Below are 15081 nucleotides of genomic sequence, written 5' to 3'. Positions count from 1 at the left end.
ATTAAGTTTTTGTTCTCCTGTTTTTTCGTACAGCCATTCGCAGCAGGCGAAATACCCAGCATGCAGGGAGCAGCCAGTGATGCTTCAAAAGTAACGGGAACATAGTACTCATATACTGCTTTTGGGGGAAAAGCTGCTCCAGCGTCTGTTCCCTTTGTCTGTGCTTCAAATCCTTTTTATAAAAATCTGCTACTTCTTTCACAAGAGGCAGTAATTCCTCATTTTCTTTTCTACACTGAATACCTTTTGATAAAATATACCTTTCCATATAATCAAAAAAATCTTCTTCTTCCGGAAAAAGCATGCCGCCAAACCAGAAAGCTGCCAACTTAATAATGTAGTCAGGAAAGTTTCCCAGATTCAGATAGGACAGTTCCTTATAAATGACCGTCCAGTCCAGACTTTTATATACATTGATATAATAAAACCAGATGTCCAGTATAAACTGAATGTCCAGGTTTCCCTTCGCATAGCTTTCCGCTGCACAGGCTATCACATAGACATAGAACTCCTCAGGTTCAAAAGCATGAATATAACGGCATCCATTCTCTTTTTTATAATCCTTTACAGAAAGAGAGAAATATTTCTTTACTTTCTTGTTTGTAAAAGTCATGCTGTTCTGAAAAATAATTAGTATTCCCGGTATCTTATAATACCAGGTCTCCCCTTGCGTCCTGGAATCCTGTTGTTCAAAATCCAGGTACTCCATTGCTTTTTTGACTGTATCTTCTTTTCCTTTTTCCACAAGTACCCGCGCATATCTGGTTGCTCTCATATCTGTCTGAGGGTAAAAATGCCGCATACGGTATTCATGGAGCAGAATGCTGTGTACTTTGTGCTGCTCCAGACTGTTTAGAACAAGTGGAACTGCAAAAGAAAAACGTTCATCACTGAGTACTGCCTGGTGAAAACGTTCTTCAAATTTCTTTTTCCAGGGCTTCAGTGCTTTGCTTTCTGCACCCAGAATCCCATAATAGACCATATTTGCAACACCGTGATAATCTGCCAGTTTATAGAGTCTGCCCCAGTCAGGCTCACGGGTCCATTTGGGAATCTCCTCCTGATTCACTAGTGCACCCAACAGTTCTGTCAGACATTTCACTTCATAACTTCTGTTTATTTTTTCGCTCACTTTCCACTCTCTTCTCTTCAAATATGTCCATAGCCTTTGCATTATAAATCCCGTGTTTTTCATCCAGCACCTTTACGCCTGACACCAGTGTGATTACCCGTTTTTTCATAATTGTAACAAGTTCTCTGGAGTGACTGGCAACAATCATTGTCACACCAAGTCTGTTTAAATCATCCAAAAGACACATCAGATCCCAGGAAGCATCCGGATCCAGATTAGCGGTGGGTTCATCCACAACCATGATTTTAGGATTAATTACAAGAGCCCTTGCCAGCAATACCCTTGCTGTCTCACCGACAGACAACTCGTGGGGAAAGGCCAAAGCCCGGTGGGAAATTCCCGTAGTGCTTAAAGCCTGCCCCACTCTCTTTTTTATCAGACGGGACGGCTGCTCGGTCGCATACATGGCAAGGCTGACGTTATCGAACGCTGTCCGATCATCCAGCAGTCCCAGTTCTCTCTCCATAATGCCGAACTGCCTGCGGAAATAAGGTCTTTTATAATCAGAAAGTTTTCCTGTGTCAATCCCGCCCACTAATATATCACCGGAAGTAGGTTCAATCTGACTGCTGAGAAGTTTCAGCAGAGTACTCTTACCTGAACCGCTTCGGCCTACTATAAATACAAATTCACCCTTTTCTATTTTAAAAGATACGTTTTCAATGCCTATGATATCATTATTAAATATTTTTGTGACATTTTTAAACTCTATTTCTTTCATGATATGACTCTTTTCTTTCTAACTTGCCTGCTTATCTTTTCCCGCACAAAACCGATAATAATATATGTAAGATTACTTAAAAAAGCCCTCGGAATTACAACCCAGTCTGCAATCCCGAAGGTTCCTTTGCCTGACAGTAGTAAGAGTCGCTGCCGGCAAGACGGCGGCTCAATACCCTGTCTACTTCAACTGTCTGCTTCCAGATACGTTTTGTTGCCAGTGTGGTGTCTGTTATCTGTTTCCACATGGCACTCTCTTTTTCATCTATAACATGGCCCGGCACAGTGCCTTTCAATGCAACATGAAGTTTTTCCCGTATATCCTCCGAAGCACCAGGGATAAGGCGCTCGATGCAGATGTCACAGTCTTTCATTTTTTCCAGTTCCTTCCCCCTCATTTCAAGCATCATGTGCACAACCAGTTTATCATCATTTGAAAGCCCTTCACCAAGCTCCTTTGTAAGCCGATATACTTCATTCATGGAGCAGTACTTTTTCTGAACCTCTGCCGTAACTGCCGACAGCAGCTCTCTGATATATCTTTCTCTCATACCGCTTTCTCCGCCATAGCAAATGCATCTTTAAGTTCCTTGACAAGAGACTGTAATTCCTGTATGGTTTCCTTTTTTCTCCCTGCCTGCAGTCTGCCTAGTTCATAGATAAAGAAATCATACATGCTGCCCAGTTCTCTGCTGATTGCATAGCTGTAATCCAACGTATCTTTCAGATGTCTTACAATTTCCACAGAACGATTCACTGACTGTTCAAACAGTTCATAATTTTTTGTGTCCAGAGCGATTTCCGCCCGCTTCAGCCTTTTCATCAGCTCATCATAGAGCAGGAGAAGGAGCTCCCCTGATGTCATCGTCATAATAGACTGCTCTTTATATTGTTGGTAACCATCCATATTCATTTTTATCCCACTTTCCATTTACGAACTAAACATAGAACTTAAATAACCACTCTGTGAATTCATCTGTGATATCAGTGTCTCCAGCGCTGTAAACTGTGAAACGTATCTATCTTGCTCCGCTGCCAGCTTTTTATTCAATTGGTCAATGTAATCTTTGATACTGTCAATCTGAGTCTGCATACCGTTTTTCAGCACCGAAGTGGGAGCATAGACTGAACCGGCCCGCTCTACCAGGATACCCTTTGTAGCACCTGTCATCGAGGCATAGCGGTCCATAATGGTCTTCATAGATGTCATCAGACCGCCTGTATTTGTTGTTTTGTCCTCATTCTTTCCGGCACCGGCCGTGAATGCCTGCATTACTGCATCCGGATCAGTTCCAAGAGCAGTCTTAAACTTTTCCTCATCAAATACAAGTTTTCCGTTATCACTGTAGCTGGTGGACACAGTAATTCCCATTTTTTCAAAATCTGCTCTGAGGCCGCTTGGAATAATAAACCGCAGACTGTCTGCCAGACCTCTTAAATCCGTATCATTAAAGAGAAGGCCTTTCTTAGCTTCTGTCTCCCACTTTTCAACCTGGCTGTCTGACATTTCTGCCCTCTGTTCATCGGTAAGAGGCTTATAATTCCTGTCCGGCTTCTGATTTACTTCGCTATTAATCAGACCAAGTACTTCGTTGTAAACGTCTATCATTTCCTTTACAATTGAAGTGGTATTGTCTGTATCCACATTTGCATCAAAGGTTACAGGACTTGTACCAGTCACAAGCCCATCATCGTCATATCCAAATGTGCCTTTCAATGTAATATTCAGTCCGTCCATTGATATAGTATTGCTTCCCCGGGTAATCTCAGAAACAGTATTGGAACCTGCATACTGCACACTGATCACTGCATCCTGCCCTTTTTCTACTGTATAATTAGTTCCAAATAAAACTGAGGCCAGATTGCCCTTCAAATTAATATTACCGCTTGCTCCCTGCTCTGTTGATTGTACCAAAAATTTATCTGTATTAGACTGATAAGAAACTTTTATCCCCAACTCTTTTGAATTATTAATGGCATTTATAATATCATTAACTGAACTGTCCCAAGAGAGACCCAAATCCTTTAAATTTACGGATTCACCATCATTTTCTATGACCATTTCCCCTGTAGGTGTTCCACTGACATCCTTCAAACCAGAATTAGCTATACTGGCCGAGAGATTCAGACGATTCGATTCCCCGCTGGGAATCCCAAATACTGTATTCGCGGCATCACCTAAAATCCCCTTGTCCGCCGCAGTAATAGCCAGTGAAGAGCTAAGATCCAGATTCTCATCTGATGTACCGCCCGGTGTTATAGTTGTGAATTCAAGATATGACGAGTTATCACCAGAAGTCCTAAGCTTCACTGAAATCCGCCCTTTTCCAAATGCATCATTCAGCTTCGACTGCAAATCTGCTGTTACAGTTTCTAATTTAGAATCCTCATCATACTCACCCAGAGTAATCCATTTTATAGTTCCATTGTAAGAAAAACTAATTTCCTTTCCGCTTAATATATTACAAATGGGGGTATCCTTCTGTAAATCAGCTGTTTTCTTTGCAGGCAGTCCTTCTTTTGTAATCGTAATCTCATCTGCGGTCAAATCCTCAAATTTCTGACCTTCCTCCATAAATCCCAGGTCTGCCAGCAGATCTCCTGTGCTCCCTGATAATGCCAGGGTATTTCCCGCTGTATCCTTGTTAACAAATGTCAGCTTGTTGTCCGACTCCGTTACTTCCATAACGTCTGCCAATGTCTTTCCGGTTCCAATCGTTACATCAGACAATGCTTTGTTGATGGATGCCGCTGTTTTATCAGCGCTGCTGTAATCATACGTGCTGCTGAGAGTAACAGTGTATGTCTTTGTTCCATAAGTAATATACATAGAGTCACCGGACACTTTATCTAAAGGTATCATATCCTCTAGATTATTACTGATGCTTCCCGTCTTCAGCGTCTGGTTGGAAACAGCATTATTAGAGATCATCTGTGCATTTTTTGCAAGGCTCTTCACTCCCAGGACGGAAATGGTATCCGCCGACGCCCCACTTCCGGTCACAGACAAATATTTGCTGTTTTCTCCAAGGGCCGTTACCAGGTTTCTGGAAAAGAGCTTGCTTGAAGTGAGATTTGATGAGGAGGCATAGGACATAAATTTTGAAGATAACTCATAGAGTTTACTTGTAATATTCTGCATTGCTGTCTGCTGCCACTGAAAGGTCTGCATTTTTTGCTTTTGCGCTGCAATCTTACGCCTGGTTGCCTGCGTCATATTTTCAATTAAAGAATCCCTGTCAAGACCGCTGGCCAATCCGCCATATCCTTTGATTGAACTGGTATTATTCACACCGGATGATGCCGCAGCGCTTAATCCACCGATTGATGCCATAATGTTCACTCCTTATTTATCTTATTACTATTCCCTGATAAGTTCCATATACTGATTATCGGCCGGACCTTTAGAATAATTAAGCACTCGTGTACTAGTCTCTGTTATGATGGGGAATCTCATTTACTCGAATACAGGCTTTCGTAATTTCAACAGTAACCTGACCCGCATATTTGCTGGAATAAAAATTAATTAGAGGAGAAACTGCAGCCCTGTTTACTACCACATACTTAGCAGGAAGCTTTGTCAGGGCAAGTGCCATAACATCCGCCTTGCAGCGTGAGCATGTACACACTCCGAACTGTTCCATATAATGGATTACCTTTTCCTCCACCAGCACCTCCATAACATTCAGAAACACAAATTCTTCCTGTTCTTTCTTCGGTTCTATTTCGACTGGCGCACCCTGTTCTTCGGGAAGCTCTTCTTCTGTTTCCTCCGCGAGCTCCGACTCCAGGGATTTCCTTATTTCATCTGCTAATTTGGCTTCTTCATTCACTGGATCAATCACAGAAACTGTATTTTCAGGGTCTGTGGGCGGATGTACTGCAGCATCCTGTTTGTTTGAAGCGTCCTTTTTTTCTTCATTGCCTGACAATAGATTCAGTACATGATCTGTCTTATTTGTTCTCTTTGCCATTTTTTCTCCCCTTCTATGCACCTTTATGTATCTTCTGAACCGCTTCCTCTACAAAATCCCGGTAATCTACAGATGGATTTGCTCTTGGTGCATAGTCAAAAATACTTAACCCATGAGCTGGAGCCTCTGCAGCGGCAACTCCACAGCGGATTTTAGTATCAAATACTTCCGTCCCTATCTGTGAAGCGACTGACTGAGCCATCTCCAGCACCTCTCTTGACAGCCTGGTTCTTCTATTAAATTTAGTCATAAGTATTCCCAGCACATTCAGTTTTGGATTCACCGAGCCCTGCACACTTTCTATCGTTTCCTTCAATTGGATGAGTCCCACAAGGCTCAAGATCTCAGCCGCCATAGGTATCACGAGATAATCTGCTGCTGCGTACCCGTTCACAGTTAATATATTTAAAGCCGGAGGGGTATCAATAATGATATAATCATAATCACCGCTTACATCATCAAGCATATTTTTTAGCTTAAGCTGCCGGGCAGTACCGGTGAGAAACATCTCTGCTTCGCTTAAGAGAATGTCGGACGCCAGTATGTCTGCACAATCTTCGGTGTGTCTGATAGCATCTCTGACTGGTATTTCTCCTTTGAGCACCTGGTACATCGTGTGTCCCTCTTCTATATCTAGTCCGAGGCTGAATCCTAAGTTTCCCTGTGAATCAAGATCTACCGCCAGAACCCTGTATCCGGCCTGCTTTAGACCCGAAGCCAGAGCTGCCGAAGAGGTTGTCTTCCCCACACCGCCCTTTTGATTTGTCAATACAATTGTTACCGCCACTACTATACCTCCACTTTACTTTAATATATCTTCTATATGTTCTGTATTATCCGATTTCTCTGAAAATAAAGGCTTCTCTCCTTTTCTTACATATTCTGTAGTCAGAGTGTTCCAGATTGTATTTACATTTTCTACACAGTCAATATAAATTTGTGCAAGGAGATACGTAGGAACTCCCAGCTCCTCTGCCAGAGCTTTACATACTTTCCAGTCTGCCCTCTCATAGGACAGAATCAGTTTATAAATATTCCCCACCACTCCGTTTCCTAATACAAGAGCTTCTTCCACAACTGAATTCAGAGGAATCTTTTCCAGGATTTCTTCGATAGGAGCATCGACCATATACTCCATTGTTGAAAACATTCCCATCATATAGGCCTCGTTATTTGTAATCGGGCATTTCTTTACATAATTTACAAGCTCGGAAGCAAACTTGGCCCTTAAAAATGAAAGCTTTAGAAGTTCCTCCAAAGCAGGGCTCCCCACATCCTGCCTGAAGCTTAACATATAGACCCATTGTCTGAGCTGTCCGATTCCCAATGTGACCAGTGCCTGACGTATGGAGGAAGTTCTCCTTCTAAGTGCAAAGTAGGCCGAGTTGACCAGTTTCAAAAGAGAAAAGGTAAGGCCTGCATCCCTGCTGATAATTTGTTCCACCTGAGAAATATCCGGTTCCGGTTTTGAAACCTCAACAAGGAGCTGGAAAAAGTTTCCCTCCATGAATGTCACTCTGTCCGTTTTCGTGATAAGCGTCCGTGCTATGTAATTTCCCTCCAGATAATCTACCTCCAGCTCAACTGCACACTGATAGATTTCTTTAGAATCAACATTGACAGCAATGCACTTTTTTTGAACGCCCCGGGCCATAGCTATAATATTCTTTAAACTGTTTTTTTCCTTTTCGTTTTCATAAATCTCTTTTCTATGCATGTCTAAACGTATATAGCTTACGTCATCTAACATGTCCAGGTACCGCAGAGAAAACTGGAAATCACTGACTGCAATCTGATAACCCGCCTTGTGGTACTTCTTGAGAAAAGGTTTTGCCAGTGGGTTCACAACCAGATTATCATCAACCTGTATGACCACCTTACCCGGTTCAAACATTTTGGGCGTATTCCTAAATAAGAGCGAGGGGGTAAAAGTGATAAACATAGTCTTATCACTTACGAACTTATTGCTGTTGCTCATCAAAAAACTGGATATCATATCCGCCGCGGTTGTCTCCGGCTGGGCAAAAAGATTATCTTTGTTTCCCTGAAACAGTAATTCATAACCGATCACTTTTCCAGTTTGCGTTTCCTTGATAGCTCTTCTAACTACACATCTGTCCATTTATGCGTTTCCTCTCTGTATCCGACCCGCCAAATCCTTTCTCCTCATCCGTCTGCAGCCCTTTCTCGGGTGCGATATCTGCGGCAATTTTCTCAAAGTCCAGTATTGTAATCAGCTCTTTTCCACACTGCGCAATTCCAGCTGCAATTCCATTCTCGCAGCCCCTGCTCAGTGTTTTATCCGGCTTCTTGATATCAGTCCGGGATATTCTTTGAATTCCTTCCACTGTATGTACACGGAAGGCTATGTTCATTTTATTAAAGTTTGTTACCATAAACAAATCTTTTACCCCGGGTGCCGTCTCATCCCCTGTAAGATAATAGGGAAGATCCACCACCGTAAGCATGATATCCCGCGGTTTAAATATTCCTTCTACTGCTTCATGAGCATGAGGTATGGGTTTTACTTTGTCAGACATCATAATCTCTCTCACTTTGACTACATCAATTCCATAAAGTTCATTATACACTGTAAACTCCATAATCTCTATTTCATTTGTACCTGATTCCAGCAAAATCTCTGTCTTTGCCATTTCCTGCTCCTCCTATCTGCGGATATTCACAATATAACATCCGGTCTTCCATAAGTATGTATAGTTACTGTCCCCGTTTCTGCAGAGACACGCATGGTTCTTGCATAATTGCTGCCCACATCCTGCCGTGTCAGCTGCATCCGTTCCTTTTGCAGAATATTCTTTACACTTTCAATATTTCTCTCTCCGATATTTGCCAGAGAACTATTTTGCAATACCTCAAACATTCTGGCACCGCCTGCAATTTTGCATATATACCTGCTTTTTATTCCCCCAAAAACAGACATTCTGCGAAGTGTCTCCTGGATACCTGTATCTGCGAATTTAAATACCTGGGAAACTTCTTTTCCCGGGGACATGGGCAGCATAATATGCAAAAGGGCTGTAAGCTTAATCATGGGGTCATAGATACTGATTCCGATACAAGAGCCCAAAGCATAGGTAATCAAAGTTCCCTCCTGCCGCAGAATCTTCATATCTGCAATTCCGACAATTACTTCTTTACTCATGGCCGGCCACCAGTGACCTAATCAGTTTGTTCAGGGATGAGATGTCCGGGAGCATCAGCAGACTGCTGTCAAGCTGATGTTTATTTAAGACAAATTCCCCTGATATTATCATAATCTTGTCTGTTTCATACCCAAGTTCTATCATAGGAACACTTAAGATTCCTCCCAGCATATTAATGGAAATCGCAGGGACAGATAATTCGATTTCCATGTCGGAGAGTCCTGACAGTGCATTCACATATGAGGATATCACAATATTTCCAACTTCAGTAAGGGCAGAAACCTCCATGTCATCAAGCATGGAATAATCCGAAACTGTCTTTCCAAGCATAGTATGAAGTACTGCATTGATAAAGTCTATTTTCAGAAGAAAAAGCATAATCCCATTCATATCACCTGACATCTGCACAAGAATAGCAGCCACCGGATCTTCGGGATTACCCAGCACTTTGATTGCCTCGTTGAATCCCTCAATCCGCACATCGGGCAGATTAATTCTTACATTTGCCGACAAAAGTTCTGAGACGGCTGTTGCCGCATTTCCTGTTCCGATACTGCCCACTTCCCGGATTACATCAAGTGCCGGTGCCCCTACATCATCATAGGTTCTAATTTCCATTTTCCCTGTCTCCTTCTCCGTTCGTTTATGATCTTAAACTATTCACGGTTTGTTCCACTTCATCCGAAGTTTCCATCATTTTAAGCATCAGTGAGTAGGCTCTGGAGGACTCCATGGTCTTTGCCATCTCATTAGCCAGCTCCACATTAGACATTTCCAGAACCCCCTCTTCAAGGCGTGCATTGTTACTTAAGACGGGTGTACCGTTTTTTGCCGTTGGCTGAAATTCATTCATTCCAGTACTCAACATACCGTCTGTGTTCTGAAATGTGTAGATTCCCGGAGTTCCCTGTATCTTCCTATTTACAAATCGAATGGGATTTTGACTGCTGTCTGCCACCAATTTGCCTGAATCAGAAACCAGATAGAAGCCGTCCTGCCTCCTGGAAAGAGAAAAATGTCCGTTCCTTGTATAAGAAACACCTCCTGCCGGATCCTGCAGCAGGAAAAATCCGTCCCCGGAAATTGCAAAGTTATAATTTCCGTCTCCTTTCTGAAAGCCGGCACCCGAAAAGTTTGTATTTGTATGATTAACGGCCGGTCCCGCACCAGCCGTCAACTGTGTGTCCCGACCTTCGGCGGCCCGCATATTGTAGTGCATTAGTTCCAGAAAAACCGCATCTTTTGCCTTATACCCCGGCGTATTTATATTTGCGATATTGTTAGATATCACATTCATCCTTTCCTGTTGTGTCATTGCACCCTGCATTGCTGTGTAAAATGAAGTATCCATTCTTCTCCTCCTATACCGGACCTAATTGTGACACAATTTTTCCTGTCAGCTGGTCATACATTTTCAAGATCTGTGCATTGCTCTGCAGTACTCTCTGACTGCCCATCATTGCTGTCATCTCTTTTACGGTATCCACATTTGAATATTCCAGTGCCTTTTGTACGACACTTCCGTTCACAGGGGTTCCCTGTGTCTCTGCTGTAAAGGTTTTGTCCCCCCCTCTTGTCAGCTGCTCATTCCTATTCTGGAAATCAACAACAGAAAGCCTGCCTAGATAGGCGTTTCCCCGTTCTGTGTAAATATTTCCGGCTGAATCGGCACTGACCTTGTCGGTCCCCAGATAAATAGGACCGTTGGTGCCGAGTACTCTTCCCACTCCCTGAAGACAAAGATACCCTCCGCTGTCCAGGGAAAATGAACCGTTTCTGGTATATACAGTGCCGCCTTCACCCTGAATGCAAAAGAATCCGTCAGATTCCAAAGCAAAATCCAGACTTCCGGATGTGCTTTTGTACCCGGCATTTGTATAATCCGTATAGTTGCGGTCTGCCGTTACAATACGGTTCATCCGGCCGATGGGAACCGCATTGCTTTTATCCTTATTGCCGCTTCTGTAAATAAGTTCTTCCTGGAATGTCTTAGCTGTAAATTGCTCGCTCTTATACCCGGCAGTCGCAACATTTGACATATTGTTGCTGATAACATTCAGGTTTCTTGTCTGTGTCAGCATGCCGGATGTAAGATTATATAATCCCTGAAACATAAGTCTCCTCCTTTTCCTCACCTCTGCTTAACTTTTCTATATATTTTCTCAGCTTTAAAACTGCGGCTGCATGTATCTGTGACACTCTTGGCTCACTTACATTTATGATCGACGCAATCTGTTTCATGTTTAATTCTTCTATGTAGTATAAAGAGATTACTGTCTGTTCTTTTTCCTTTAAAGAGCGTATGCCTTTCGCCAGGGTGTTTTTGAATTCCTGATCCAGAAAGTTTTCTTCCGGCTGGCTCTCTCTTTTGTCAGAAGGTATCTGGATTGCTCTGTAACGATCACTGGTCTCTTCAAGAACCATATCCAGTGACAATACAGAAGACAGATTTGCTTTTCCCATTATGCTGCGAATCTTCTGTGGTTCCATTTCCATACGTTCTGCCAGTTCCTCCATTGTAGGATACCTACCGTGTCCGGAATAAAATTTCATGGACACTTCATTTATATCCCGCAGATTTTTTCTGAGAGTACGGGGTATCCAATCCTGCTTCCTGGCAATATCAATAATCATTCCCCGGATTCTTCTGGATGCATAAGTTTCAAATTTGACATTTTTGCCTTCGTCGAATTTATCAATGGCTGTCATCAGCATCAAAACACCCTCATTCACGATATCCTCCATCTGGGTAAATCCGGTATAGACATCTCTCATCTGTATAGCAATGCACTTCACAATATAAAGATACCTGAGGGCCAGTTCTTTTTTCAGCTCCGGCTCTTTTGTCTCCTGATAAAGTGAAAGAAGTTCTTCATTTGTATACCCTTCCGGCACCTTGCTTTGCGTTTTTCTATCTTTCATGCCTGTTCCCCTCTTGATTTCCTTATTCCTGCCTGATATTTCCTATTGCCTGAATCTGTACGTTATCGGCTATCTCATTAAATGCCAGTATGTTTACCGACGGGTAAAACTGTTCCAGCATCTGATACAGATACACACGGATGACCTGACTTGTGAGAATAATTACATCCTGAGATATCTCCTGAAATTTTTTGATTTCTTCGCCCACCTGGGTAAGTATGCTCTGCATAATATCCGGACTTACCGCCAGATAAGTGCCCTGCTCACCTCTGGTAAGACACTGTACAAGGTTCTTTTCCAGTTCCGCATCCAATGTTACGACTCTAAGCTGTCCCCCCACACAAAATCTTCTTGTAATCGTACGCTTAAGTGATACCCGGATTTTTTCCGTTATCTTTGTAGTATCTTCACCGGGGACACTGGTGTTTGCAATCGTTTCCAGAATCGTCTCCATTCCTTTTATCGGAATTCCTTCTTTTAACAGGTTTACAAGTATTTTCTGGAAATTACCCAAAGTCATCAGGCCGGGAATTACTTCTTCCACCAGCTCCGGTACGGTCTTCTTCACAGTTTCAAGAAGCTGGTTTGTTTCCTGCCTGTTTAGCAGCTCATAAGCATGCTGTTTGATTGTTTCCGAAAGATGCGTAATCATAACGGAGAGAGGATCTATAACCGTATAGCCGTATATCTCTGCCATCTCCTTGTTCTCAGGTAAAATCCACTTGCTTGGGATTCCATAGGCAGGCTCGATTGTCTCAATACCGTCAATCGTTCCTGATGGATTTGGCGGCTCCAGCGCTAGATAGTGATCTACAAGAATTTCTCCCCGTGCAACCTCCTCCCCCCTAATCTTAATAACATACTGATTTGTATTTAAGGCGGAGCTGTCTCTGAGTCTGACCGAAGGGATAACAAATCCCATGTCCTGGGCATACTGTCTCCTGAAAATAACAATGCGGTTTATCATTTTCCCTCCGCTTGATTCGTCTATCAGCGGAATCAGACTATAGCCAAACTCCATTTCAATGGGCTCTACTTCAATCAAAGAATATATGTTGTTTATATCTTTGAAATACTCCTCCTCCGTGACCGGTGGGGCAGAAAGTTCAGCTTCCTGTACTTTTGCCTGTTGCTCCAGGACTGCATTTTCTTCCACCTTCTGACTGAGTTTGTGACCGCCGATGATGAAAACTGCCGCCAGAATTCCCATCTGGATCTTCGGCATTCCTGGCACAAGCATCAAAATCAACAGAACTGCGCCTGTCATCATGATTGCCCTGGGCTGCGCAAGAAACTGCTTTGATACATCTTCATTCAAACTGCCCTCTGAGACAGCCCTTGTCACAATCATACCGGTGGACGTAGATATCAAAAGTGCCGGAATCTGAGACACCAGCCCATCCCCTACCGTGGCAATGGAGTATACAGAAAGTGCCTGAGAAAGCTCCAGCCCTGACATTAAGATGCCGATGGCAAAACCGCCGATCAAATTGATCGCAGTTATGATCAGGGCCATAATAGCGTCACCCTTTACAATCTTTGTGGCACCGTCCATGGCACCATAAAAATCTGCCTCCCGCTGTATCTTATTTCTTCGCATGCGGGCTTCCTGTTCATTGATCAGTCCCGAGCTTAAATCTGCATCGATTGCCATCTGCTTTCCGGGCATGGCATCCAGTGTGAATCTGGCTGCAACCTCCGCCACACGCTCCGCACCCTTGGTGATAACAATAAATTGAACTAATACAATAATGAAGAAAATAATAAATCCAACAACAATATTCCCCTGAAGTACAAAACTGCCAAATGAATGGATCACCTGGCCTGCCTCTCCCTGCCTGGTCAGAATATTTCTGGTAGAAGAAACATTGATTCCCAGCCTGAAAAGTGTAGTAATCAGCAAAAGTGACGGGAATATAGAGAATTCAAGAGGTTCCTTTATATTCATACTGATTAAAAGAATAATCATTGATAAAGATATATTTATAATAATCATGACATCCAAAACAAACGGAGGCATGGGAATAATCAAAAGTAGAACAATGACTACTACGAAAAGAGCCACTGAATTATTTAATAACCGTTTCATGCTTTACCTCATTTTTCTTGTTCATCTTATATACAAATACCAGAACCTCTGCCACAGCTCCGTAATATTCCATGGGTATTTCATGGTTTATTTCTGCCTGGGCGTATAGTCCTCTGGCAAGAGGTACGTCCTCTATCACTGCAACCTTATGTTCCTCCCCAACCCTGACAATTCGAAGAGCAAGATCGTCCTGTCCTTTTGCAACCACAACTGGGGCATTATTCTTATCCATATCATACAAAAGAGCAACTGCAAAATGGGTAGGGTTTCGAATAATCACATCTGCTTCAGGAACTGCCTGCATCATCCTTGTTCTGGCGCGCTGCTTCTGCAATTCACGGATTCGGCCTTTAATTTCGGGGTTTCCTTCCGTCTGTTTAAATTCTTCTTTTAGTTCCTGCTTTGACATGCGGATTTTGCGTTCATAATCCCATCTCTGGAACATGTAATCAAAAATGGCAATGACCACAAACACCAAAGAAACTTTTGTAATCATAGTCATCATCCTGTCAAACATGTATGTTACTGAAGTACTTACAGGCATATCCATCGTCCGCATTACAGTCTCTGCATCGGTTTTGAGTAGGTTGTAAAGTATAGCCACAAGTACAATAACCTTTAAAATATTTTTTACAAGTTCAATCACATTTTTCAGTGAAAACAAGTTTTTTATCCCCCGTATAGGGCTTATCCGGTTGAATTTTGGATAAAAATTCTTCGGAGTGAACAAAAAACGAGTCTGTACCCCATGTATGATCACACCAACCGCCACACAAATGAATGCAAAAGGCAATATAGTTTTCGCAGCTGCCGCTGCGAACTCACGCCCATACCCTCCGATATTATTCAGGTTTAGTTCCCCGGCACTTCCTGCTAAATCCAGGTAGTGCTTCATAAAATCTGACACAGTTTTCAAAATAGAAGGAAACAGCTTCTTTAAAGAATAGAAAGCTATAAAAACAAATGCAACGTTGGCAACATCCGTACTTTTGAAAACATTTCCTTCTTTTCTTTCGTCACGCCTTTTTTTCGGTGTGGCTTTTTCAGTTTTTGAATCTGCCGCCAAAGTATGTCCCTCCC

General features: G+C 42.7%; 16 protein-coding genes. All 16 read right to left on the bottom strand.

The window, feature by feature from the left end; translation table 11 throughout:
• Window position 1 precedes the first annotated feature (1 nt).
• Window positions 2–1132 carry a nucleotidyltransferase family protein gene (locus BN3456_RS14635; RefSeq protein WP_176699214.1) on the bottom strand — a complete coding sequence of 377 codons (1131 nt, stop codon included), beginning with the start codon at window positions 1130–1132 and terminating at the stop codon, window positions 2–4.
• Window positions 1104–1853: a cell division ATP-binding protein FtsE gene (locus BN3456_RS14630; RefSeq protein ID WP_089985353.1), complete on the bottom strand. Its 750-nt coding sequence runs from the start codon at window positions 1851–1853 to the stop codon at window positions 1104–1106. Before BN3456_RS14630 ends, BN3456_RS14635 begins: the two co-directional genes overlap by 29 nt.
• Before the next feature lie 94 nt (window positions 1854–1947).
• Window positions 1948–2403 (bottom strand): hypothetical protein, encoded by a 456-nt coding sequence (locus BN3456_RS14625; protein WP_089985351.1) that lies wholly within the window; start codon window positions 2401–2403, stop codon window positions 1948–1950.
• Window positions 2400–2765, bottom strand: coding sequence for a flagellar export chaperone FliS (gene fliS / locus BN3456_RS14620; protein WP_089985349.1), 366 nt, complete (start codon window positions 2763–2765; stop codon window positions 2400–2402). Before fliS ends, BN3456_RS14625 begins: the two co-directional genes overlap by 4 nt.
• A gap of 18 nt (window positions 2766–2783) precedes the next feature.
• Window positions 2784–5186: a flagellar filament capping protein FliD gene (gene fliD, locus BN3456_RS14615; protein ID WP_089985347.1), complete on the bottom strand. Its 2403-nt coding sequence runs from the start codon at window positions 5184–5186 to the stop codon at window positions 2784–2786.
• Window positions 5187–5280: 94 nt separating this feature from the next.
• Window positions 5281–5826: a late competence development ComFB family protein gene (locus tag BN3456_RS14610; RefSeq protein ID WP_089985344.1), complete on the bottom strand. Its 546-nt coding sequence runs from the start codon at window positions 5824–5826 to the stop codon at window positions 5281–5283.
• A 13-nt stretch (window positions 5827–5839) separates the two neighbouring features.
• Window positions 5840–6613, bottom strand: a complete 774-nt coding sequence (locus tag BN3456_RS14605) for a ParA family protein (protein WP_089985342.1) — start codon at window positions 6611–6613, stop codon at window positions 5840–5842.
• Window positions 6614–6628: 15 nt separating this feature from the next.
• Window positions 6629–7948, bottom strand: a complete 1320-nt coding sequence (locus tag BN3456_RS14600; protein ID WP_089985340.1) for an EAL and HDOD domain-containing protein — start codon at window positions 7946–7948, stop codon at window positions 6629–6631.
• Window positions 7929–8480: a chemotaxis protein CheW gene (locus BN3456_RS14595; RefSeq protein ID WP_089985337.1), complete on the bottom strand. Its 552-nt coding sequence runs from the start codon at window positions 8478–8480 to the stop codon at window positions 7929–7931. Before BN3456_RS14595 ends, BN3456_RS14600 begins: the two co-directional genes overlap by 20 nt.
• A 26-nt stretch (window positions 8481–8506) precedes the next feature.
• A complete protein-coding gene (locus tag BN3456_RS14590) occupies window positions 8507–8989 on the bottom strand; it encodes a chemotaxis protein CheD (protein ID WP_089985335.1) in 483 nt (160 codons plus the stop codon).
• Window positions 8982–9608: a chemotaxis protein CheC gene (locus BN3456_RS14585; RefSeq protein ID WP_089985333.1), complete on the bottom strand. Its 627-nt coding sequence runs from the start codon at window positions 9606–9608 to the stop codon at window positions 8982–8984. Before BN3456_RS14585 ends, BN3456_RS14590 begins: the two co-directional genes overlap by 8 nt.
• Before the next feature lie 25 nt (window positions 9609–9633).
• Window positions 9634–10341: a flagellar hook-basal body protein gene (locus BN3456_RS14580; protein WP_089985330.1), complete on the bottom strand. Its 708-nt coding sequence runs from the start codon at window positions 10339–10341 to the stop codon at window positions 9634–9636.
• Between the two features lie 10 nt (window positions 10342–10351).
• Window positions 10352–11104, bottom strand: a complete 753-nt coding sequence (locus tag BN3456_RS14575; protein WP_089985327.1) for a flagellar hook-basal body protein — start codon at window positions 11102–11104, stop codon at window positions 10352–10354.
• Window positions 11085–11912: a sigma-70 family RNA polymerase sigma factor gene (locus BN3456_RS14570; RefSeq protein ID WP_089985324.1), complete on the bottom strand. Its 828-nt coding sequence runs from the start codon at window positions 11910–11912 to the stop codon at window positions 11085–11087. The genes BN3456_RS14575 and BN3456_RS14570 overlap by 20 nt, the downstream gene beginning before the upstream one ends.
• Window positions 11913–11934: 22 nt before the next feature.
• On the bottom strand, window positions 11935–14001 hold the full coding sequence (gene flhA, locus BN3456_RS14565) for a flagellar biosynthesis protein FlhA (RefSeq protein WP_089985321.1): 2067 nt from the start codon (window positions 13999–14001) through the stop codon (window positions 11935–11937).
• Complete coding sequence (gene flhB / locus BN3456_RS14560; protein WP_089985318.1) at window positions 13982–15067, bottom strand: flagellar biosynthesis protein FlhB; 1086 nt, start codon at window positions 15065–15067, stop codon at window positions 13982–13984. Before flhB ends, flhA begins: the two co-directional genes overlap by 20 nt.
• Between the last annotated feature and the right edge of the window lie 14 nt (window positions 15068–15081).

This window comes from Clostridium sp. C105KSO13 (assembly GCF_001517425.1).
Classification (GTDB): domain Bacteria; phylum Bacillota; class Clostridia; order Lachnospirales; family Lachnospiraceae; genus Muricomes.
The sequence above is the reverse complement of the archived record's forward strand: the minus strand, read 5'-3'. Positions and strand labels throughout refer to the sequence as shown.